Here is a 19,099-nt window from a genome sequence, read left to right on the forward strand (position 1 = left end):
CCCTTGGCATACCGCGTGGTTGGTCTACTGGTTCAGGTGTGACATGGCATGCGAACGATGCGGTGGCAACGGCAGGGGCGCGCTGCCAGGTCTTGGCTGTCCAGAGTGCGGTGGGGGCTGTGTGAGCGGTCGGGGTGGTCGGTCCGCGGGCGGGGCGTGGGTTGCACGGGAGACGCTGTCGGGGCGCATCTCCCTCCTCTCCCGTACCGGAAAGATCCTGCTGACCGGGGCGGTTGTGCTGACAATGCTCGCGCTGGCCGTCTCGGCGGCCACGCTGTACGAGGACGATCAGGCCCCGACCGAGGCGGCCGACGATTCCCCCTTCGTCCCCGGGGAGCTCGGCGGAGCCCCGCAGCGCATCGTCCCCACCGCGCTGCCCGGCGACTCGCCCTCCCCTTCTCCCTCCGCCTCCCGCAAGCCCCTGCCGACCCCGACCCGGATCGGCCCGCGCAAGCCGAAGCCTCCGCAGAATGCCCAGGGCCCGTCGTACTCCGCCTGGGCGGGCCCGGGCTGCAGCGGCGGCGGGCAGTACCGCGAGCGGGGCCGCTACAGCGACGGCGACGACGGCTGGTACACGGTGGACGAGGGCGGCCACAAGGCTGACGGCTGCGACGGATCCTTCTCCGCGATCCCCATGTCGGGCAGCTCGACGAAGGACAGCGGGGGCACGGCGACCTGGTCCTGGTACGTGGGCAGCGGCTACACGAGCTGCTCGGTGTCCGTCGTCATCCCCGAAAGCCGCCGCGACAGAGATGTGGCGGGCAAGCCGTCGACGTACAACGTGCTGGCCGATCCCGACGACGAGGACAGTGCGATCAAGTCCTTCGAGATCGACCAGACATCACTGCGCGGCAGCGGCCTGATCGTCGAGAAGATCCCGGTCCGCGACCAGCAGCTGGCGGTGCAGCTGGTGGATCGAGGCATGGACTGGGGCAGCGACGAGCGCGACGGGGCGCACCACGCGGCGGCCCAGATGAGGGCGGATTGCCGCGCGTGAGGGGTGAGTCGGCCCGGCTCAGCGCCGGGCCGAGCTCCGACTCAGCGGCTGCCGGAGGGACAACACCCCAGTGATCAAAGCTCGGTTGACCCGCCGCGTCGGCGTCTGCGGCGGCTGATCCAGTCTTCCCGGTGAAACGCGAGCAAGCATGCCCGCGTCAATCGGAAAGGGCGTTCGGACTCCCTGATACCGGCCTGATGGCGGCCTGATCCGGTAGTCGAACGGACGCCGCCGGGCGGAATCGACGATGGCGCGCCCGGTCGGGCGGCTCGTCGACCAGTACTCCGAACGGCTGCGCGTGATCGGCCCTGGGGGTTCGATCTCGCGCCCGGCGGCGACCGGAAGCCCGGTCGTATCGCTGCTGGGAGTGGATACGGTCGGCAACGCGCTCTGTGATGCCTTGGGCGTGTGGAGTAGCGGGCGGAGCTAATGTGACGCCAACCGTCGTTGTGATCGTCGGGCCGCTCCGCGCTCTTCCCGGCCAAGGGGCGGGCTGCCATGGCCGAAAAGGTATGCCCATGCGCTTCGTTTCCCGCCGCACCCACCGCACCCGCCTCACCAGGGCCGTCGTGGCGGCGTGCGGGGTATCGGCACTGCTCGCTCCGTTCGCGACAGCCGACTCCAGTGCCGCTGCCGCCGGGCCGCGTCCGCCCGGGAGCACAACGTCCGGGGATGGCGCGGTCATCACAGTGACGACCGCCAAGGTCGGCGCGCCGGGTAATCCTTCGGCCGGCGTCGTCCCGTTCACGGACGCCATCTACCCATCGTGCGCCGACGCCCCCACGACCTCGAGTGACTGCCTGATGGTCGGCGGCGTCAGTTATCCCTACGAGATCGGGCAGCTCGAGGTCACTGTCGAGCAGTGGGTGGCGTTCCTGAACACGGTCGATCCCGAGGGGCGTAATCGCCATCGTCTCTTCGTCGAGACCGAGAGCTCCTCAGGGTGGCCGAAGTACGGCCAGGTCAACTTCGCCGCCGATGCCGCAACGGCCGCCACTACTCGGTCGGTTATCCGCAGTGGGCGGACAAGCCGTACGGTTTCGCGAACTTCCTGGACGCGGCGCGCTTCGTCAACTCGCTCTACAACGGTCGACTGATCTCCAAGCAGACCACCAGCAACGGCGGCTTCGGCCACGTCACCTACCGGGTCGAGCTGTCGGACCGGACCGAGCGCGGGATGTACGACCTCTCCCGGCCGGATGCGACCCGAACCCGTGCTTCCGGCTTCGTCGTGCCGAGCCAGGACGAGTGGATCAAGGCGGCCTACTACGACCCGAGCGGCGGCGGCACCTACTCCTACTGGAAGTACCCGACCAACCCCGGAGTCTTCGGCGACGGCGACGACAGCGCCCCCAACACCACCGTCCTCAACCCCACCACCGGCGATGTCACCAACGCGGCGACCCAGCCACTGGCTTCGTACCACGCCACCGACCTGCCGGCACCGAGCTGGTGCCCGGCCCAGGTGCAGCCCGACGCCTGCTCCACCGTCAACCCGATCGGGCTGAACCCCATCACGTACCCCGAGCTCTATGAGGGCAGCCTCGGCACGGTCGGCCAGGCGAGGACCACCTCGCCGTGGGGCACTCTCGACCAGGGCGGAAACGCGGTCGAGTGGACCGACACGATCACGGCGGCCCCCTCCGGACGGGACTTCGGGCGGGTCTGGCGGCGATTGCACGGCGGGATCTCCAACGCGCCGGCCTTCCAGATGTGGCCCTCGGCGGTCGGACTGCAACCGCAGGACAACGTGTTCTACAACCACAGCTATCCGTGGTTGGGCATCCGGATCGGAGTGATCGGAGACCTGGCGCTCGGCAAGCCCTGAGCGAAGAAGGCGCGCCGGCGGTGCCGGAGCCCGGCCCGGGGCAGTCCAACGGCGGGTGAGGGTCCCGACGCCTTCACTGGGGGCGAGAGCAGGCGCGAGAAGCCTCCTCGCCCCTTGGGCAAGGGCTGGCCCGCGCGATGAGCAGGGCTACGTCGTCGTGGTCTCCCGGGTGGCGCAGGGTGTGGAGAAGCAGGTCGCAGGTTTCGTCCAGCGGGCGGTCGGGGTCGTCGAGGACGCGCAGGAGAGCGTCCAGGCGTTCGTCGATCGGCTGGTCGCGGGTCTCGACCAGGCCGTCGGTGTAGAGGACGAGCTGGGCGCCCGGCTCGATGTCGAAGCAGGTCGTGTGGAAGCGAACGCCGCAGCCGCCCAGCGGCGCGCCGGTGGGCAGGTCGAGAAGCTCTCGCTTGCCGTCCGGATGGAGGAGGACGGGCGGCAGGTGCCCGGCAAGGGAGATGCGGCACTGCGCGGTGTAGGGGTCGTAGACGGCATAGACACAGGTCGCGATGGTTTCCAGACCGTCGGTGACGTGGTCGAGGTGGTGCATGACCTGGGCGGGGTCGAGATCGAGGTCAGCCAGCGTCCGGGTGGCGGTGCGGAGCTGGCCCATGGTGGCTGCGGCTCCTACCCCGCTTCCCATGACGTCACCGACGACGAGGGCGGTCTTGTCGCCGCTCAGGGGTATGACGTCGAACCAGTCGCCGCCGATCTCGACGGTGGCCTGGGCGGGACGGTAGCGAAAGGCGACATCCAGACCTGGCCGGCGCGGTGGCGGGTGGGGCAGCAGGCTGCGCTGGAGGGTGAGGGCGGTGCGGCGTTGTTCTTCGACGGCGCGGTGCCGCTCGGTGACATCCACGCTGGAGGTGGCCACTCCGAGCAATTCCCCGCTGGGGGCTTCGAGCCGGTAGAACGAGACCGACCAGGCGTGATCATTGTCCGGGTCGGCCGGGGTGCGGCCGACGGTGTACTGGTCCAGGACCGGAACACCGGTGGCCAAAACCTTCTTCATTGCCCTCTCGAAGGACTCGTCCAAGAAGGGGAGCACGTCATGGACGTGCCGGCCAATGTGCTCGGCGGCAGGTACGCCGTTCATCCGCTCCTCCGCCGGGTTGACCGAGACGTACCGAAGGTCGGTATCCAGCACGCCCAGTCCGATCGGCGACTGGGACACAAGTCGGGCGGACAATGCCAGGTCGCGCTCGAGTTGCCGCAGTGTCGCCTGGTCCGTGGCCAGGCCAAGGGCGTACAGGTGCTGCTCCTCGTCCTGCAGCCGCATGTTGCGGAACTCCACCATGCGCGTGCTGCCGTCCTTGTGCTGGACGGGGAAGACTCCCGCCCAGCTGCCGCCGCCCGCCATGACCTGGGCGAACAGCGTCAGCACCTGGTCCCGGTGCTCCTCGCGGATCAGCAGGTGGACCGCGGACCGGCCCAGGGCCTCCTCGGCGCCGTAGCCGAACAGGTGCTCGGCCTCCGGGCTCCACAACCGGATCCGCCCCTCGGGGCCCAGGACGACGGCGGCGACACTCAGCACATCGAACAGGCCGCCGGGCGCGGAGGGAATGGCACCCGCCGTAGCGGGATCGCCCCGGAAGGGCTCGGTTACACCCATATCCCAGGCTCTCCTTCCGGCCGCCGCTGGGGCGTGATGCCTGGCGCTGGCCAGGACCATGCACCTGCCTCGAACAGTCCCAGCCCCATCGTCCTCCTCCACCGGCCGCTCACGCACCCACACCGGTCTGACCTGGACAGGTGTGTATTTCCCGGGGGCAAGAGAGCGGCTGGACCGGGCGGGCCGCCCCCGCATCCGAAACGGAGCCGCAGCCCGTCCACTCACGCAAACGGCCCCGGACGACAAGGATTCGAACCTGCGACACCCGCTTCAGGAGGGCAACAGGACCGGTGGCCCATCGCTCCTACCTGCTTCGTTCGTCTTCAGGATGCAACTGGAGTGCCTGGGAGCGCAGGTTTTGCCTGTGGTTCACGGCCAGAACCATGGCTACGGGGATGGTGCGCCCCAGCGCCGAGGCGAGCCGGGAGCGGAGGGCTCCGAGGACCTGGCCCCGGCGCCCTGCCCTGTCAGTGGTGCTGGGTCTAACGCCGGCGGCATCCAGATCACGATCAAGGTTCGCCGATAGGGCGCGTCAGCTGAACCAGCTCGAACCGAAGCCCCGGGCCGTGGCCCGGGCTTCCTGCTGCGACCTTGCCGACGAAGCACGTCGACCGGGAGCAGAGGCCGTCTGTTGCCGCTGTGACTGAGCGCAGCCCTGCGGGGAGGTAGTCAATGCGGCCTGTCAGGTGAGGAGGTGGCGGCTGCGCTGGTTGCCGGCTTCCTCGTCGACCCGGTCAACGAGGATCATCGCCACATCGTCGACCAAGTGACCCCCAGTGTGGCGGATCAGTGCCTGGTGCAGTTCGTCCAGGAACTCCGACGGGGTGGTGCTGGTGCGTATCCTCTCCATGGTCTCGGGCAGGGCAAAGAATTCGTTGTCGCGATTGCGGGCTTCGATCACGCCGTCGGTGTACAGCAGCAGACGGTCGCCGGGTACGAACGGATAGCTCTCGGGCTTGGCGGCAGGGCCGTTGAAGAGGTCTTCCAGGCCGAGAGGCGGCAGTGGCGAGGCGGGCATCAGGTCCTGAGCTCTGCCCTGGTGCAGCACCAGCGGTGGCGGATGGCCACGGTTGACCAGTTGCACCACCCGATCGTCCGGTACCTGGGCGATGAGCGCGGTGGTGAATCCTTCCGTCAGGACTTCCTGAGCGTACGCACCCGGTACGGCGACCGCCCGTCGCAGCGCGGCCGCGCAATGGTTCATGACCTCCACCAGGTCATCCTCGTAGTGCGCGGCCTCGCGAAACGCGCCCAGCGCCACCGCGACCGCGCGCATGGCAGACAGCCCCTTGCCGCGGACGTCCCCCACGATCAGCCGGACGCCGTACCGCGTCTGAACGGCCTCGTACAGATCACCGCCGATCAGCGCCCCCGTCCCGGCTGCGAGGCACAGGCTGCCCGCCCGCACCGGGCCCAGCCGCGCGGGTACAGGCCGCAGTACGACCTCCTGTGCTGCAACGGCGATCCGGCGAACCTGGTCGAGCTCGCTCTGCCTGCGCGTCTGCACGGCCCTGCTCATGATGAATCCGGCCACGGACACCATGGCCAGAGCGAAGAGGTTGGTATAGACCTGCAGGGTGCCCCAGGCCTGGTTGTAGGTGGCGGTGGTCACGCAGACCGCCAACGCGAGAGCCGCCGCCGAGGCGGTGCCCTTGGGGCCCATCGTCACCGCGGCCAGCGCAGGCATCGCTGTGAGAAGGGGGCCCGTATAGATGAAGTGTGCAGGCGAGAGCTCGATGACCAGCACGGCCAGCGCGATCGCGAACGGCACACACTTGGCCAGCGTGAAGAGGACCCGACTGTGACCGCCCGCTCCTGGTCGAGGAGGTGAGCGGAAGAGCGACCGCATGGGTACAGCGTGCCTCGCTGACGTTGAGTACTCCACTCAACGCTCAAGAAGAGCTCGGGCTCCTCGCCGCGGTACGCCGCGTCTCGGCGCCAGTTCACGACGGTGACGTGATCGTGAGGGTGATCTCCCGGCGCGAACTCAGGGAATCGGCGCCCGGCGGGGATCCACCACCTTGCCGCGGCGAACTTCGCCGAACGAGGGCAGGGTCGGCGCACTTTGCGGAACCTTTACTCGGGAGCGCCCGTTGGTCCGGTGAGCGCGCGCGGGGGCTCGCGACCGATGACTCAGAGAATACCGAGGTGACGTCAATGGCAGTGTGGGACCGAATCAAGGACCAGGCCAAGACTCTGCAGCAGTCCCAGGGCGGGCGCGGCGCGAACGGCGGACGGAGCGGCGGCGCGCGGGCCGGCGGTGGTTCACGCGCCCAGCTGGTCAGCGCACTGAAGACGCAGCTCGGCTCCCTCAAGACCGAGCTGAAGAGCGGTGCGTACCGGGACGCGAGCATGGCGATGTGCGCACTGGTCGCGGCCGCGGACGGGCACGTGGACCCGGCCGAGCGGCAGCACGTGGAGTCGATGATCCTCAGCAATGACGTGCTGCAGAACTTCCCGCCGGAGCAGTTGCGCCAGCGCTTCAACAAGCATGTGGACCAGCTGACCCACAACTTCCAGCTGGGCAAGACCGAGGCGATGCAGGAGATCGCCAAGACCGCCAAGAAGCCGACCGAGGCGAGGGCGGTGATCCAGACCGGCATCGTCATCGCGGGTGCCGACGGCGACTTCTCCCAGGCCGAGCAGACGATCATCCGGGAGGCCTGCGCGGCGCTGGGACTGTCTCCCGCGGAGTTCCAGCTCTGATCTGCGCCTGCGATCCGGTTCCCGCGGTGCTGACGCGGCACCACGCCACGGGAACCGGACGGTCGGCGCCCCGCCCGGTGGCGAGAAAGGGCGCTCAGGAGGGCCGATGAAGATGCCGGAGTCTTCGGAGTCATCGTTCATCGGCGGCACGACCTGCGTTGCGAGTACGGTCCACGGCATGGCTGAAGAGTTCGATGTGGCCCGAGCATTGCAGGGGGGAATCCCTGGCCGAGAGCGGGCATGGGCGTTCGTCCGTGAGTTCGCCGCCGCTTGGGCCAAGCGCTGACGGGCAGCGACGGCCCGTCGGCTGAGGAGTTGCAGCAGGCCGAGGCGGCTCTCGGCTGCTCCTTGCCGCTCGCGTTGCGCGAGGTCTACGAGCTCCTCGGCGCACGGCCTGACCTGACCGGCAACCAGGACCCCCTGCTGCCGGCTTCCGAGTTGTTCGTGCATGACGAGTTCGGCGGTGTCCTGGTCTTCCGCAGCGAGAATCAGGGCTGTGCCTTCTGGGGCGTGCGCCTGAGCGATCTCGATCAGGACGATCCGCCGGTGTTCGTCCAGTCCCGACATGGGTGGGAGCCGTTCCTGGACCGGGTATCTCTGGCCTGCGTCGAGCTGGTGCTGAGTGAGACGTTGTTCGGCGACGACGGGCGGCTCTACAACGCATGCGAGCTGCCCTCGGACTTGCTCGACACGGTGCCCAGGCGCTTCCAACGAGTCGCTCTACCCGACTACCCGATGTGGGTGGGCCTGAAGGACTCGCGCTGGTTCTCCGCACCCGGAAAACTACTGCGCCAGGACGGCATTGGTGTCCATAGCTGGCTGCACGCCCGGGGCCGGACCCGGGCCGACTTGGAGTCGATCTGCGACGTTGTCCCCGGGCGGTGGGTCCTTGGGTATACCGAGTCGGCGGAAGTCGATGCCCTTCCTTTCTAGCCTCGCGTTTTCGATCAAGCCTTGGACAGTCCGCTTCGTGAAAGCCCGCGGCTGGCGCTGCGCCTCCGGGGTTGCCGTCTACTCGTTGCGCTCAGAGCCACGACTGCATCAGAGCCGGACCGCCCGGCCTCGCCTCGGTGGTGACGACGCCCGAGTCCGAACCACGACCGGAACCGCGGACTGCCCCGGCGTCGGCCGCCCGGTGGGTGTCGGCAGGCGGCGAGGTCGGATTGATCGAGGTGGCGCGGGTGGTGCTCGCGTCGGGAATCCGAGCCTGCGCGGTCAGCAGATCTGTCACCAGCGCCCGCCGCCCCGACGTGCTCGCCGCTCAGCGCAAGTAACGCGCCCGCATCCGCAGCGAGAAGGGCATCCGCTGGGGGGGCGGACGCCCCCTCGCACCCGCAGCCTGACCAGGCGCCCCAGCGGAGAACGTCAGATCCTCGCACCCCGGGCGATGCGGTACAGCACGTTCGGACGCAGTGGCCCTTCGGGCGCGGTGGGGTCGTCGAAGTCGTCGGCCGGGTCCCGTGTCATGCCGATTCGGTGCATCACCGCCTGTGAGCGGAGGTTGGTGGCCGTTGTCACGGCAAGGATCTCGGGAAGTTCAAGAGTGTCGAAGCCGTAGGCCAGCACTGTCAGCGCGGCCTCGGTGGCGTAGCCCTGGCCCCAGGCCGAGCGGGCGAGCCGCCAGCCGATCTCCACTCCTGTGAACGGCATGTCGTCATCCACCTGATCCAAGCCCGCGAAGCCGATGAACTCACCCGTGGCCTGCACCTCAACTGCCCACCACCCGTAGCCTCGCTGGTCGAACTCGGCCTGGAACTGCGCCACGGAGGCATCGCTCTGTTCGCGGGTAAGCAGGTCGCCCAAGTGCTCCCGAACCTCGGCATCGGCATTCATCGCCGCCCATGGTTCAAGGTCGGAGTCACGCCATCGACGGAGGGTGAGGCGATCGGTACGCAGTTCAGCCATGCTGCCCAGCCAACGTGAGCTCTGGCCTCGATGCAATATCTTTCACCGTCTACGACCTCTTCCGGTCCCGCCGCCTGACTTCCAGCACCATCGGGCGGGCACGACGCGTACCCGCCGACGCCGTACGGGACTTCATCACCCACGAGATCGAGGCGGCGGCCTGATGGCCTCACAGCGCAAGCGCAACCCCAACGGCGCGGGCACCATCACCAAGCGCAAGGACGGCCGCTTCCAGGCCGCCGTCTACGTCCTCCAGCCGGACAGCACCCGCGCGTTGGGGGTCGACGACGGTCAGCGTGGTTGCTGTGCTCCGCTGCTGTACTGCCATCGCGAGGCCTGCACGGCAAACCGCTGGCGCGCGCCGTGGTCGGAAGCGATCATGGCCAATCGTGACTATCGAGAACACCTTGGCCAAGGTGGACACCGACCTTGCGGCGGGCCGCCTTCCTTTGGCACGGCAGCGTTTGCGTGGGTTGGTGTCCTCTTTCCCTGCAGACCTCTCCCTTCGCGTCAGGCTCGCGAACGTCTATCGCCTGTTCGGGGAGTCGGTGCAAGCCGGCCGCTGGAGCTACCTCGACGGCCGGCGCTCTCCCGAGGAGGTGGCGGCCTTCGAAGCCCATTACCGACACCCGGTCGACCGTATGCGGGCACTGGCTTGGCGTGGCTCGGAAGCGGCAGCGAAGACTCCCTTCGCTCGTGCGCAACTGGCTGCGTTGCGCCTCGCTGCATCACAGTCCGCGGGGAAACCGATGGACTGGGACCAGGTGGGCTCCGGGGCTGACGAACCCACCGAGCCGGGATCCTTCCATAACGTGCTCTTCGGACTGGGATGCATGGTGGGCTTGATCGTCTGCCTCGCGCTCATGTGCATCGGCATCAGCACCGTGATCAGCTGGTTGTGAACACCGCCGGGTGACTGGCTGCTCAAGAGGCGCCCCGGCGGTGAGCGACCGCCATCGACATCCTCACAGTCAGATCCGGCTGTCAAAGCCCCCCAGCCTTGATCGGCTGGGGGGCATTTCGCCAGCGCCCCCGGCAGGATTTGAACCTGCGACACCCGCGGCAGGATTTGAACCTGCGACACCCGCTTTAGGAGCGAGGTGGGGCGAGTTGAGGCCTGACTGCAGGATTCCGACTTCGATATCCGCGGGCTGCGCTACTCGTCGGCACCCGAGGTTCCCCGTGAGTCCCCGCCTCATCTGGCGCGGTTGCGGCTGGCGGACATGTTCGACCCTGACCTGCAGCTGCGCGCTTACTCAGCCTGTCTCGGACGTTTCTCGCCTGAGTCTTCGATGACCAATTTGGCGGTGGACCACCAAGACCCCTCGCCGCCCCGAGTAACGCTGTCAGGATCGGCTGACTCGGCAATGTACGCCGCGTAGCGTTCCCGCGCTGCTGTCAGGCTCTCCAACCCGTTGGGACCGCCCAGGACTTTGTCCGCGTTGAAATCGTCCTGCCCATCGTCCTCCCACCCACACTCTGGACAGATCTCGAAGCTGGCCGATGTCTCCAGAGTCATGAGCCGGCAGCACGGGCACTTGAATGGTCCTCCGTCCATGAGCCGGGCGCGACGGGGCAACGAGCGTGATTCGTCAGAGGCCATGTCGCAGAGGGTATGGACTTGGCCTATCGGGAGCATGGTGATTTCAGTCCACGACGGCAGTGACCCCAGCGACGAGCAGCAGGCCGCCAGAGCCCTGGTTTGGAAGACGCCGTATGCGGGTGCCTGCTGAGCTGGGGTGGTGCTTTACCTACGCGGGAGGGCTGTAGTACCCGGTTCTCCATGGCTCCCCTCTCGTCCCCGACTGATCGGGCGCGCGTCGGGCACGCAGCTGAGGTGAAGGACACGCAGCGCGAGGCCGGCAGCCGGCCCGGTTAGCGCCGGGGCCCTCGCCTTAGCCGTCCACGTCCGCGTAGATCGCCTGGGCGATATGTTCGGACTCGAACGTCCCCTCCGGAGAATTGTTTTGGATTTGCGCGAACCATCGGGTGCTTGTCGACGAACCGCTTGACACGACGTAGGGGGCAGGGCCGGACCACTGCACAGTGAAGACACCGCCGCCGGTGAGAGTCTTCCCGGGGGGACAGACTGCCTCCCCTGAACAGAGCGCTTGCGGTTCGCACGTGAAGGGCGCAGAAACAATCTCAAGCCCTGTGAGACCAGGAGCACCGGTTGCGCCAGTCGGCCCGGTGAGACCAGGAGCACCGGTGGCGCCCGTCGGCCCTGCGGGACCCGTTGCGCCCGTCGGCCCTGCGGGACCGGTCGGACCCGTTGCCCCCTTGCGGCACTTGTCGCCGCGGCTGCGGTACTCCAGCCACTCGTGCGGCTCGCCGGGCCTGGCCGCGCATTCATCTCCGGCCGACGGGGCTGCCACGCCGTGACGAGGAGACGCGTCGAAGCCCTGGGCCACGGCCCCTACAGGGCTAGCCATCCCCACCAGCACGAGGGCCAGCAATGCCGTGGTGCCGACAGCGCGCCACGTTCCCTTTCGCGGGGGGAGCGGGCCGAGAGTCGACTTCGTCCTGTGCTCAGGACTCATGGGTGCTCCTTGCAAACCGATTCGAGTAACGCACCGTAAATCAGTGCGGATCCTTCCGGCATTCTCGGTTTGCGGTGGGAACGGCTTGAGGACATGCCCGAGAGCATCAACCCATCAACCCATCAACCCATCAACCCATCGGCGCAACGGCGGCGTGCGCACAGCGGCAATGCAACCACGCTCGGGCCCCGACGCCCCGGTGCCGCAGGAGTGCGCCCACTCCGGCCGCGGACAGCCCAGGTCCCTGTCGCATGCGCTGCTCGCGATGTCGCCGGCGGGCTGCTTCACGACCTCCCAGGTTCGCCCATTGCATGACGTGACCCTTCGACCAACCGGATCTTGTACCAGGCCACCCAGGACACAAAGAGCAGCAAGAAGGCCACGGCACCTTGCGCAACACGGTTGCCATCGGCAGCCCTTCCCCAGACACCTTGCGCCAGATACAGCTGGACAGCGATGAACAGCAACCATCCCCATGGAACCGCCTTGGCCCAGGCGATCCCGCGAGCCGCGATGAGTCCTGCGGCGTCCGGCGGTCGTACTGTCGAACCCGTTACCGAGGAGGACTTCTGATGCGCAGCGTGACCTATTCGATGAGCGTCTCACTTGACGGCTACATCGTCGGGCCGGACGGCGACTTCGACTGGACGGCGCCCGACGAGGAGGGGGTCTTTCGCTTCTGGATCGACGAGATTCGACAGGTCGGCGTCCACCTGTTGGGACGACGGCTGTACGAGACGATGCTGTACTGGGAGACCGCCGACCAGGATCCATCGCTCGACGACTCAATGCTCGAGTGGGCCGCGATCTGGAAGCCGCTCCCAAAGGTGGTGTTCTCCACCACGCTGTCGGCGGTGCAGGGCAATGCCCGCCTGGCCTCCGGCGGCCTGGCGGAGGAGATCGAGCGGTTGCGAGCCGAGCCGGGGGAGAGCGACATCGCGATCGGCGGCGCGACTCTCGCCGCCGAGGCGGCCGCGTTGGGTCTGATCGACGAGTACCGGGCCATGGTCTACCCGGTGCTGGTTGGCGGTGGCATTCCGTTCTTTCCCCAGCGCGAGCGCCGGGTGGATCTCGAACTCGCCGAGACCCGCACCTTCAACTCGAGAGTCGTCTACCTCCGCTACCGCGTGGCGCGATAGGCCGTGTCTTAGAAGCCATCCGCTTTCCGAACGTGATTGTTTGATTCGGGCTGCGTGGGCATGAACTCTGCTCGGCAGCGGGAGAGATGGGGTCGTTCGCCTGCTCGCGTCGTGCTTGTGGAGTTGGCCGGCGCCGTCGGTGCTCGGTCCGTTGGAGGCTCGGGAGAAGCGGGTCCGTCCGGGAATAGGTAGCACGGTTACGGCAGGAGGCCGAGCGGGTGCAAGCCGCGCTCACTGTGGCGGAGGGGGTGCTGAAGGCGGCGAGTGAAGGCTTCGCAGGGGCGGCCGGGGTTGCCGGTCCTGGTGCTGGTGCTGGGGGTGGGGTCGGGGGCGGGTGACTGACACCGGGGTCGGCGAGCGGCTTGTCCGAGGGCGGTGCCAGGATGGCGGTGTGTTCCGGGAGGCGACCGGGGCGAGGACGTGGGCAGGTTTCGAGCGGTCGGAGGCGGCATGGCCAAGGAATTCCAGGTGACTTACGACTGCGCCGATCCGGGCGCGCAGGCGGCGTTCTGGGCTCAGGCGCTGGGCTATCGCATCCAGCCGCCGCCCGAGGGCTTCCCCGACTGGACGGCTGCGCTGACGGCGTGGGGCGTGCCGCCTGAGCACCACAACGACCGGTCGGCCATTACGGATCCCGACGGCAAGGGGCCGCGGGTGTTCTTCCAGAAGGTCCCGGAGGGAAAGACGGCGAAGAACCGCTTGCACCTGGATGTGCGCGCGGCACCCGGCCTGACCGGGGACGAGCGGATGGCCACGCTGGAGGAGGAGGCCACCAGGCTGCAGGAGCTGGGAGCGAAGCGGCTGAACCGGCTCGAGCCCAATGGCCTGGACGAGGGGATCATCGTGATGACCGACCCGGAGGGAAACGAATTCTGCCTGGATTGAGGGCAGGGTGCTGGCTTTAAGGTCATACCGCCCGAAGCAACCTGCCGAAGAAGTCGGTGAGTAGCGGTCGCGCACTCTCTAGGTTTCTTAGCTCGTCGTTGTACGCGAGCAGGTCCTTCAGGCGGTGTGTGTGGATCTTCAGCTTCTTCACGAGGCGGCGATATCGCCGGCTGACGCTCGGAGGCTTGAGGGGGAGCGATGAGTCGGCCGCTCCGGAGAATACGAAGGCGTCGCGGCCGAGCTCTCCGCCGAGGACCTTGCAGCGTTCCTCGGCACGTGCGCGGTGGGCCTGCAGGGCGGCGCGTGTGATCACGTCGATGGCCTGTCGGCGGCGCTGGTGCGTCTTGGTGTCCTTGATGCGGCGACCGTTGGTGGAGTGCTTCACGAACAGTTCGAGGCGGTCCAGGCTGATGTCCGACCAGCGCAAGGCGCACATCTCGCCTCGACGCGACCCGGTGACCATCGTCATGAACAAGAAGGCACCCCAGTCCAGATCCTGCTGCCAAGCCGCGTTGAGCACGAGAGCGGCCTCCTCCGGGGTGGGAGGGTCCGGGTTCGGCTGAGGCCGGGAACGGCGGCTCGGCGAGGGCCGCGACGTTCGTCATCACGTAGCCCCAGCGCAGACCTCGGTTGAGCGCGGGCCGCAGGATGAAGCGAATTTTGCGGACGGAGTTCGCCGCGAGCGGCGCGCAGACGTGCTTCTGCTTCTTCTTGGGGTCTGTCTTACCGTTGCGACGGCCTTCGCACTGCTCCTGGCACGGGCGGAGACGGGCGTAGAAGAGCTCCAGCATCTCGGCCGTGAACTTGCCCGCCTTCAGGCCGCCGAAGGTTGGCTTGACGTAGTTGCGGATGATGCGCTCGGCCCGCTCGTACGAGGTCTCGACGAGCTCGGCGACACCGAGCCGGCGATCGAGCAGGAACGCCATCGCCACCCGGGTCTTGGGGTGGCGCAGCTCGTCGACCTGATTGAGGAGTCTGGTGCGGATCTTCTCGGCCTCGGGCCAGGTTTCGGCTTGCTCGGTGAGGCGGATTTCATTCGTCGTGAGCCGGTCGAGGCTGGCATAGACCCGGACCTGGAAGCCGTCCCCGTGGGACCGGATGCTGCCGCGCAGACGTCGCTTGGATGTCGTGTTCGCCATGACAACGGAACCTATTCGTGGCCAATGCCGTGGCCACGAAGATCAGCGCGCCTACCTCAGTGAGGTAAACGCGCTGGTCAGACACTGTGCCCCCGGCAGGATTCGAACCTGCGACACCCGCTTTAGGAGTTCGATCCGAGCCTGCTCCGGCTGCGGCCGTCGCTTGATACGACGGCCGGACAGGGACGCTGGTGTATGTCCCGGTCCGGCGTCGTTGAAGTCAGCCGTGGATGTCAGAGACCTTCTGATCCGTAGCTAAGAATGGATCGGTCATCCAGAGTCATTACGGCTGTTTTCGGGCCGCTGTCGACTTCATGGCGGGCGCTGTCGGGCGCTGTCGCTGCTGTACTTCACTGCTGTACGGAGGGGGCGTGCGCCTCATCATCACCAGAGCCACCAGTGGGGTAAGTGCCCTTGATCTGCTGCGGTGGTGCTTGTCGCGGTTGCTGGTCCAGGGCGGGGGAGCCCGTAGATGGCCGTGACTTACCAACCGGTCGGGCACGCATCGGGCACGCGTTCAGCTGCACGGGTTGACGCAGTCCAGGCCATGATCCTATTGTCCGCCTTGCGCGTGGTTGCAGCCGACGGCAATGAAAGCCGACCGGATTCTTGATTAATGCCGAAATCTGAGTAAGTGAGGGTAGTCGTGGGGGTGCTGCTCTCGTACCTGGCCCTTTTCCTTATTGAATGCGGCTTGATGGCGCTGCAGATTGTCGGCGCGTTCCTGCTCATGTTGAGTGCCGCTCTGTTTATCCGGCGCTTCGCTATTGCGCGCAAGCGTCGAGCCGATGGCCACTTCCCGAAGGCGACGCCAGCGGCACCATATGTGCTTGGCGGCATCGGCATTTGCTTGCTGGTTCCTACTTCGGCAGCGCTCTTCCTCGGGAGGGAGTCAGGCCTTTTTGAAACCTGGGCGATATAGGCCGAAACCGTTGTGGTCTACGGGGGCATCGTCGGCCTGTCGAGGCTGGTAGCGGTCGGCTGCGGGCGCGGTGGTTGCTGCACCTCGCTGCTGTACATCACCAGTTTGGAAGATCCCGTATGCGGGTGGCCACTGACCTGGTGGTCATTGACCTGCGCGTTCGACAGTCGTTCCCCGACATTCCCCGCTGTTCCCCGTCGAACGCCACTCGATCGAGCAAGCAGCGGGCACACGGGGTGACCTACTGGCGTTCGATCTCCTGAACGTTCGCCTTCCGCAGGGTGAGTACGCGGTCGGTGCCCCGGTAGAAATGAACGAAGTCACCGTCTACCTGGTAGCTCTAGCCGGATCGGTCAGCGACGGTCATACAGGTCGCTTCGAGGTCCCTTAGGGTCGCTACCGGACGAGTGCGGTTGCTGCGGTTGCGGTACTTCGCTGCTGTACGTCAGTGCTTGTTTAGAAGACCGCAGAGCCGAGCACCCCTAGACCAGCGATCATGAAGACGGCGCCGAACACCCTGCACGTGGTGACGCTGCCTGGCCAAGATCGATAGGCGTAGGACATGGCTGCAATCGCTCGGCGGTCGCGCGAACATTGATCGCTACGAGTCCTCCGCCGTCGGCGAGCGAGCGCAGGTGCGGCCGATCAGCAGACATCTAGCGGAGGGAGCGGAAACCTGTGCGCAGCTCGTCCACCAGCAGTTCAGGCTGCTCCCAGGCGGCGAAGTGGCCGCCCTTGGGCAACTGGTTGTAGTGGATGAGGTTGGGGTAGGCCTGCTCGGTCCAGCTGCGGGGGGCCTGGTGCAGTTCGTCCGGGAACACGCTGACCGCGACCGGGATGGTTATGCCCTTGGCTGAGAAGAACTGCGAGGTGTTCTCGCCGTACAGGCGGGCGGCGGACACCGCGGTGTTGGTCAGCCAGAACAGGGTGACGTTGTCCAGGACGTCATCGCGGGTCAGGCCCTCTTCCACGCCGTTGAAGACCCGCGAGATCAGCCCCAGGCTCTTCGCGTCGTGGTCGAGCATGAATGCCGCAAGGCCCACGGGCGAGTCCGCCAGGCCGGTGAGGCTCTGCGGCCGTGTGGCCATCTCCAGCGCGTAGTACACGTGCTGATAGAAGAACTGCAGTTGCTCGATCGCCCGCTGTTCCTCCTCGGAGTAGTCGGCCTCCGGCACGGGGTTGCCCGTCAGGATCGCTACTTCCACCGCCGGCGGGACCTCAGCGGGCATGTTGACGTGGATGCCGAGCAGTTCCGGGGGCTTCTGAAGCGCCATCGTCTCGGTGATGAGCGCGCCCCAGTCACCGCCCTGCGCGACGAACCGCGTGTATCCCAGGCGCTTCATCAGCTCGGTCCAGGCTCGCGCGATGCGCTCAGGACCCCAGCCCTTCTCGGTGGGCTTGCCCGAGAACCCGTAGCCGGGGATCGACGGGACCACCACATCGAAGGCCTCCGATGCGCTGCCGCCGTGGGCGGTGGGGTTTGTGAGCGGTTCGATGATCTTCAGCTGCTCGACAATCGAGCCGGGCCAACCGTGCGTGACGATCAGCGGCAGGGCGTTCTCGTGCTGGGAGCGGACGTGGATAAAGTGAATGTCCAGCCCGTCGATCTCCGTGATGAAGTTCGGCAGAGCCTTCAGCTTCGCCTCGACCTTGCGCCAGTCGTATTCTGACGCCCAATAGTGGGCAAGGGCCTGAACTGTTGAGAGTTGCGTGCCCTGCGACTGGTCCGAAACTGTCTCCTTTTCGGGCCAGCGCGTCGCCTCGATGCGCTGTTTGAGATTGTGGAGATCGGCGTCCGAAAACTCGAAGGAGAACGGTCGGATCTCTGTAGCTTCTGATGTGGCAGTCATGTGGGTCTCCCTGGTCGCTCGCCCGAATCAGGCCGCGACGCAGTTCCCACCGTCTGTGCGAACGGCAGGGCGCTACCTTCCCTCCCGCAACAACCATCGCGACTGGATCATCGCCTAAAGCAGCCTGCGCGTTATGCACCAGCCTAGTAGGCCATCCGGGTGACGCATCTCGGAGCGGTAGACAGATGGCGGGTCTGCCGGCGAGAGGACGATCAGCATTCCTGCTATCTAGGCCATGCGCCCCACGTCGCCGACGCTGCGACTACGGTCGGAGACTAATTCTGGCGCGGCGGCCTGGGGACGCAGTCCACACCGGGGCTGGCGATTGGGCAGCGGTCTGCTGTGGGCACTGGGGGCATAGCGGTCTTGAAAACCGTCGTGGCAGCGATGTCACCGTGGGTTCAAATCCCACACCCACCGCAGGTGAACGGCCCCTGACCAGGCAACTTGGTCAGGGGCCGTTCTCATGAGCGTTGTCCGCCAGCGACCGCTGTTCCCCGCTGTTTCCCGACCGGACGGGCACGGGAAGGGCACGGCCGCTTGACCGCTGCTTGGAAGCCATCCTGGACGGCCCTGGAGCGTCATGACTTCAGGCGTCGGGGTTCTTCCCTTCGGCTGTCTTTACCAGTCGATCGACTTGGTACTTGGCAAGCACCTGCATGTCTTCAGTCGCCTTGAGGTCCGAGCCCCACAAGCGGACGACTGTCGCACCGACACGCAGCATCACGTCGGTGGAGTAGTCGCCAGCGTCCCCCTGCGAGAACGCATCGGTCTCGTCAGCACCCGCCGAGATCTTCAGTGGACTCGTCGGGATTTGCCCTTCGGTCCCGGCGTGCACCGTCTTCACCAGACCCTTCATGGCGACGCGTGCATCCTCGACAGAGCCGAAGGCGTAGACCGTGAAGTGAACGGACGCGCCGCGGTCGCCCGCAGGTAGGTCCTCCGGGGTTTCGATACGGCGCTTCCCCACGGCCGTCAGGCCGGCACAGCTCGTGCCGGTGTCGCCGCCGCACTCGTCCGCCGCCTCCGGCCCGACCTCTACACGGGACTTGCTTCTGAACCCACCGATCCAGCCCGCGGGAAGGCTGCCGTCGCTTGGCAGCGCTACGCGCAACTGTTCCGCAGACAAGGTGACCTGAGTATCGTCTTCGTGCCCTTCCAGTGAGTCGCCGTTTTGTCGCTCGGTCTGTCCGCCGCTCGACGAGGCGTCGGTGGTTTCTCCGACGCACCCGGTCAGTCCTGCTACCAGTAGCGCTGACAGCGCGAGGCTCCGTATGGCCGCCTTCACGTCAACTCCCCCAGGTCGATGATCACTTGATGTGGCAACCTAACCGCATTCGGAAACCGCAGGCCACCCCGAATCTCGGCTTCCCTTCTTGGCCAGCGGCCGGTTCGGGCGCCAACTACCACTGAGGTCGGTGGAGCGGCTTTGGGCGGGAGCTGCCATGGGGCGAGAGATCATGGCCCCTTACGCTGGCCGCGAATCGGGCAGCACCTCGCCTGCCCGCAATAGCCCGATCTGGGGCCGTGATCTTAGAGGCTCGCCCCATGGTGGCTGCCTAAAGCCCAAGACCGGGAAGTT

General features: G+C 66.9%; 18 protein-coding genes, 2 tRNA genes and 1 pseudogene. 12 read left to right on the forward strand and 9 right to left on the reverse strand.

Translation table 11 applies throughout. From position 1 onward, the window contains the following. Window positions 1-121 precede the first annotated feature (121 nt). Window positions 122-997 (forward strand): adhesin, encoded by an 876-nt coding sequence (locus J7E87_RS30365; RefSeq protein ID WP_215097813.1) that lies wholly within the window; start codon window positions 122-124, stop codon window positions 995-997. Window positions 998-1,940: 943 nt separating this feature from the next. After that, window positions 1,941-2,825 carry a hypothetical protein gene (locus J7E87_RS30370; protein ID WP_251018225.1) on the forward strand — a complete coding sequence of 295 codons (885 nt, stop codon included), beginning with the start codon at window positions 1,941-1,943 and terminating at the stop codon, window positions 2,823-2,825. A 73-nt stretch (window positions 2,826-2,898) separates the two neighbouring features. On the opposite strand, the gene J7E87_RS30375 is transcribed toward J7E87_RS30370, so the two are convergent. Beyond that, on the reverse strand, window positions 2,899-4,431 hold the full coding sequence (locus tag J7E87_RS30375) for a SpoIIE family protein phosphatase (protein WP_215097814.1): 1,533 nt from the start codon (window positions 4,429-4,431) through the stop codon (window positions 2,899-2,901). 682 nt (window positions 4,432-5,113) lie between these two features. Then, window positions 5,114-6,202, reverse strand: a complete 1,089-nt coding sequence (locus J7E87_RS30380) for a PP2C family protein-serine/threonine phosphatase (protein WP_308313131.1) — start codon at window positions 6,200-6,202, stop codon at window positions 5,114-5,116. A gap of 386 nt (window positions 6,203-6,588) precedes the next feature. On the opposite strand from J7E87_RS30380, the gene J7E87_RS30385 reads away from it, so the two are divergent. The 3 genes from J7E87_RS30385 (at window position 6,589) to J7E87_RS30390 (ending at window position 8,070) form a co-directional block, all read left to right on the forward strand. Beyond that, window positions 6,589-7,137, forward strand: coding sequence for a tellurite resistance TerB family protein (locus tag J7E87_RS30385; protein ID WP_215097816.1), 549 nt, complete (start codon window positions 6,589-6,591; stop codon window positions 7,135-7,137). A 106-nt stretch (window positions 7,138-7,243) separates the two neighbouring features. Beyond that, entirely contained in the window at window positions 7,244-7,423 is a 180-nt protein-coding gene (locus J7E87_RS35635) for a hypothetical protein (protein WP_251018226.1), read from the forward strand. Between the two features lie 29 nt (window positions 7,424-7,452). Next, window positions 7,453-8,070, forward strand: coding sequence for an SMI1/KNR4 family protein (locus tag J7E87_RS30390; RefSeq protein ID WP_251018227.1), 618 nt, complete (start codon window positions 7,453-7,455; stop codon window positions 8,068-8,070). 91 nt (window positions 8,071-8,161) lie between these two features. Here the strand turns inward: J7E87_RS30390 and J7E87_RS30395 are convergent, their stop codons facing one another. Then, window positions 8,162-8,368 (reverse strand): hypothetical protein, encoded by a 207-nt coding sequence (locus J7E87_RS30395; protein WP_215097817.1) that lies wholly within the window; start codon window positions 8,366-8,368, stop codon window positions 8,162-8,164. 1 nt (window position 8,369) lies between these two features. Between J7E87_RS30395 and J7E87_RS35640 the strand changes: the two are divergent. Beyond that, window positions 8,370-8,480 (forward strand): annotated as a pseudogene (locus tag J7E87_RS35640) (IS630 family transposase); the annotation flags it as partial. Between the two features lie 22 nt (window positions 8,481-8,502). On the opposite strand, the gene J7E87_RS30400 reads toward J7E87_RS35640, so the two are convergent. Further along, a complete protein-coding gene (locus tag J7E87_RS30400) occupies window positions 8,503-9,042 on the reverse strand; it encodes a GNAT family N-acetyltransferase (protein ID WP_215097818.1) in 540 nt (179 codons plus the stop codon). Window positions 9,043-9,431: 389 nt separating this feature from the next. Here J7E87_RS30400 and J7E87_RS30405 point away from each other — a divergent pair, with 389 nt between their 5' ends. Next, window positions 9,432-9,944, forward strand: coding sequence for a DUF6584 family protein (locus J7E87_RS30405; RefSeq protein ID WP_215097819.1), 513 nt, complete (start codon window positions 9,432-9,434; stop codon window positions 9,942-9,944). Window positions 9,945-10,096: 152 nt separating this feature from the next. Here J7E87_RS30405 and J7E87_RS30410 read toward each other — a convergent pair. Then, window positions 10,097-10,194: transfer RNA gene (locus tag J7E87_RS30410), tRNA-OTHER, on the reverse strand. Between the two features lie 100 nt (window positions 10,195-10,294). Next, window positions 10,295-10,681: a CPCC family cysteine-rich protein gene (locus tag J7E87_RS30415; protein ID WP_308313132.1), complete on the reverse strand. Its 387-nt coding sequence runs from the start codon at window positions 10,679-10,681 to the stop codon at window positions 10,295-10,297. Between the two features lie 1,473 nt (window positions 10,682-12,154). Here J7E87_RS30415 and J7E87_RS30420 point away from each other — a divergent pair. Together J7E87_RS30420 and J7E87_RS30425 are read left to right on the forward strand one after the other, a co-directional pair. Further along, window positions 12,155-12,721: a dihydrofolate reductase family protein gene (locus J7E87_RS30420; protein WP_215097820.1), complete on the forward strand. Its 567-nt coding sequence runs from the start codon at window positions 12,155-12,157 to the stop codon at window positions 12,719-12,721. Window positions 12,722-13,171: 450 nt separating this feature from the next. Beyond that, on the forward strand, window positions 13,172-13,606 hold the full coding sequence (locus J7E87_RS30425; protein ID WP_215097821.1) for a VOC family protein: 435 nt from the start codon (window positions 13,172-13,174) through the stop codon (window positions 13,604-13,606). A gap of 22 nt (window positions 13,607-13,628) precedes the next feature. Here J7E87_RS30425 and J7E87_RS30430 read toward each other — a convergent pair whose 3' ends face one another. After that, the gene (locus J7E87_RS30430) at window positions 13,629-14,126 is read right to left on the reverse strand and encodes a tyrosine-type recombinase/integrase (protein WP_215097822.1); all 498 of its coding nucleotides are present in this window, start codon (window positions 14,124-14,126) and stop codon (window positions 13,629-13,631) included. 175 nt (window positions 14,127-14,301) lie between these two features. On the opposite strand from J7E87_RS30430, the gene J7E87_RS30435 reads away from it, so the two are divergent. Further along, entirely contained in the window at window positions 14,302-14,808 is a 507-nt protein-coding gene (locus J7E87_RS30435) for a hypothetical protein (RefSeq protein ID WP_215097823.1), read from the forward strand. Between the two features lie 583 nt (window positions 14,809-15,391). Then, the gene (locus J7E87_RS30440; protein ID WP_215097824.1) at window positions 15,392-15,667 is read left to right on the forward strand and encodes a hypothetical protein; all 276 of its coding nucleotides are present in this window, start codon (window positions 15,392-15,394) and stop codon (window positions 15,665-15,667) included. Between the two features lie 656 nt (window positions 15,668-16,323). Here the strand turns inward: J7E87_RS30440 and J7E87_RS30445 are convergent. Further along, window positions 16,324-17,517, reverse strand: a complete 1,194-nt coding sequence (locus J7E87_RS30445; protein ID WP_215097825.1) for an epoxide hydrolase family protein — start codon at window positions 17,515-17,517, stop codon at window positions 16,324-16,326. A 332-nt stretch (window positions 17,518-17,849) separates the two neighbouring features. Here J7E87_RS30445 and J7E87_RS30450 point away from each other — a divergent pair. Next, window positions 17,850-17,939: transfer RNA gene (locus J7E87_RS30450), tRNA-Ser, on the forward strand. A 167-nt stretch (window positions 17,940-18,106) separates the two neighbouring features. Here J7E87_RS30450 and J7E87_RS30455 read toward each other — a convergent pair. Beyond that, complete coding sequence (locus tag J7E87_RS30455) at window positions 18,107-18,805, reverse strand: hypothetical protein (RefSeq protein ID WP_215097826.1); 699 nt, start codon at window positions 18,803-18,805, stop codon at window positions 18,107-18,109. Window positions 18,806-19,099: the final 294 nt, after the last annotated feature.

The organism is Streptomyces sp. ISL-1 (assembly GCF_018614585.1).
Taxonomy (GTDB): domain Bacteria; phylum Actinomycetota; class Actinomycetes; order Streptomycetales; family Streptomycetaceae; genus Streptomyces; species Streptomyces maoxianensis.

Bases quoted from the DNA above. Each gene is read 5' to 3' on its own strand.
- J7E87_RS30400 (WP_215097818.1), bottom strand. From the start codon at position 9,042: ATGGCTGAACTGCGTACCGATCGCCTCACCCTCCGTCGATGGCGTGAC.
- J7E87_RS30420 (WP_215097820.1), top strand. From the start codon at position 12,155: ATGCGCAGCGTGACCTATTCGATGAGCGTCTCACTTGACGGCTACATC.
- J7E87_RS35635 (WP_251018226.1), top strand. From the start codon at position 7,244: ATGAAGATGCCGGAGTCTTCGGAGTCATCGTTCATCGGCGGCACGACC.
- J7E87_RS30445 (WP_215097825.1), bottom strand. From the start codon at position 17,517: ATGACTGCCACATCAGAAGCTACAGAGATCCGACCGTTCTCCTTCGAG.
- J7E87_RS30375 (WP_215097814.1), bottom strand. From the start codon at position 4,431: ATGGGTGTAACCGAGCCCTTCCGGGGCGATCCCGCTACGGCGGGTGCC.
- J7E87_RS30415 (WP_308313132.1), bottom strand. From the start codon at position 10,681: ATGCTCCCGATAGGCCAAGTCCATACCCTCTGCGACATGGCCTCTGAC.
- J7E87_RS30385 (WP_215097816.1), top strand. From the start codon at position 6,589: ATGGCAGTGTGGGACCGAATCAAGGACCAGGCCAAGACTCTGCAGCAG.
- J7E87_RS30425 (WP_215097821.1), top strand. From the start codon at position 13,172: ATGGCCAAGGAATTCCAGGTGACTTACGACTGCGCCGATCCGGGCGCG.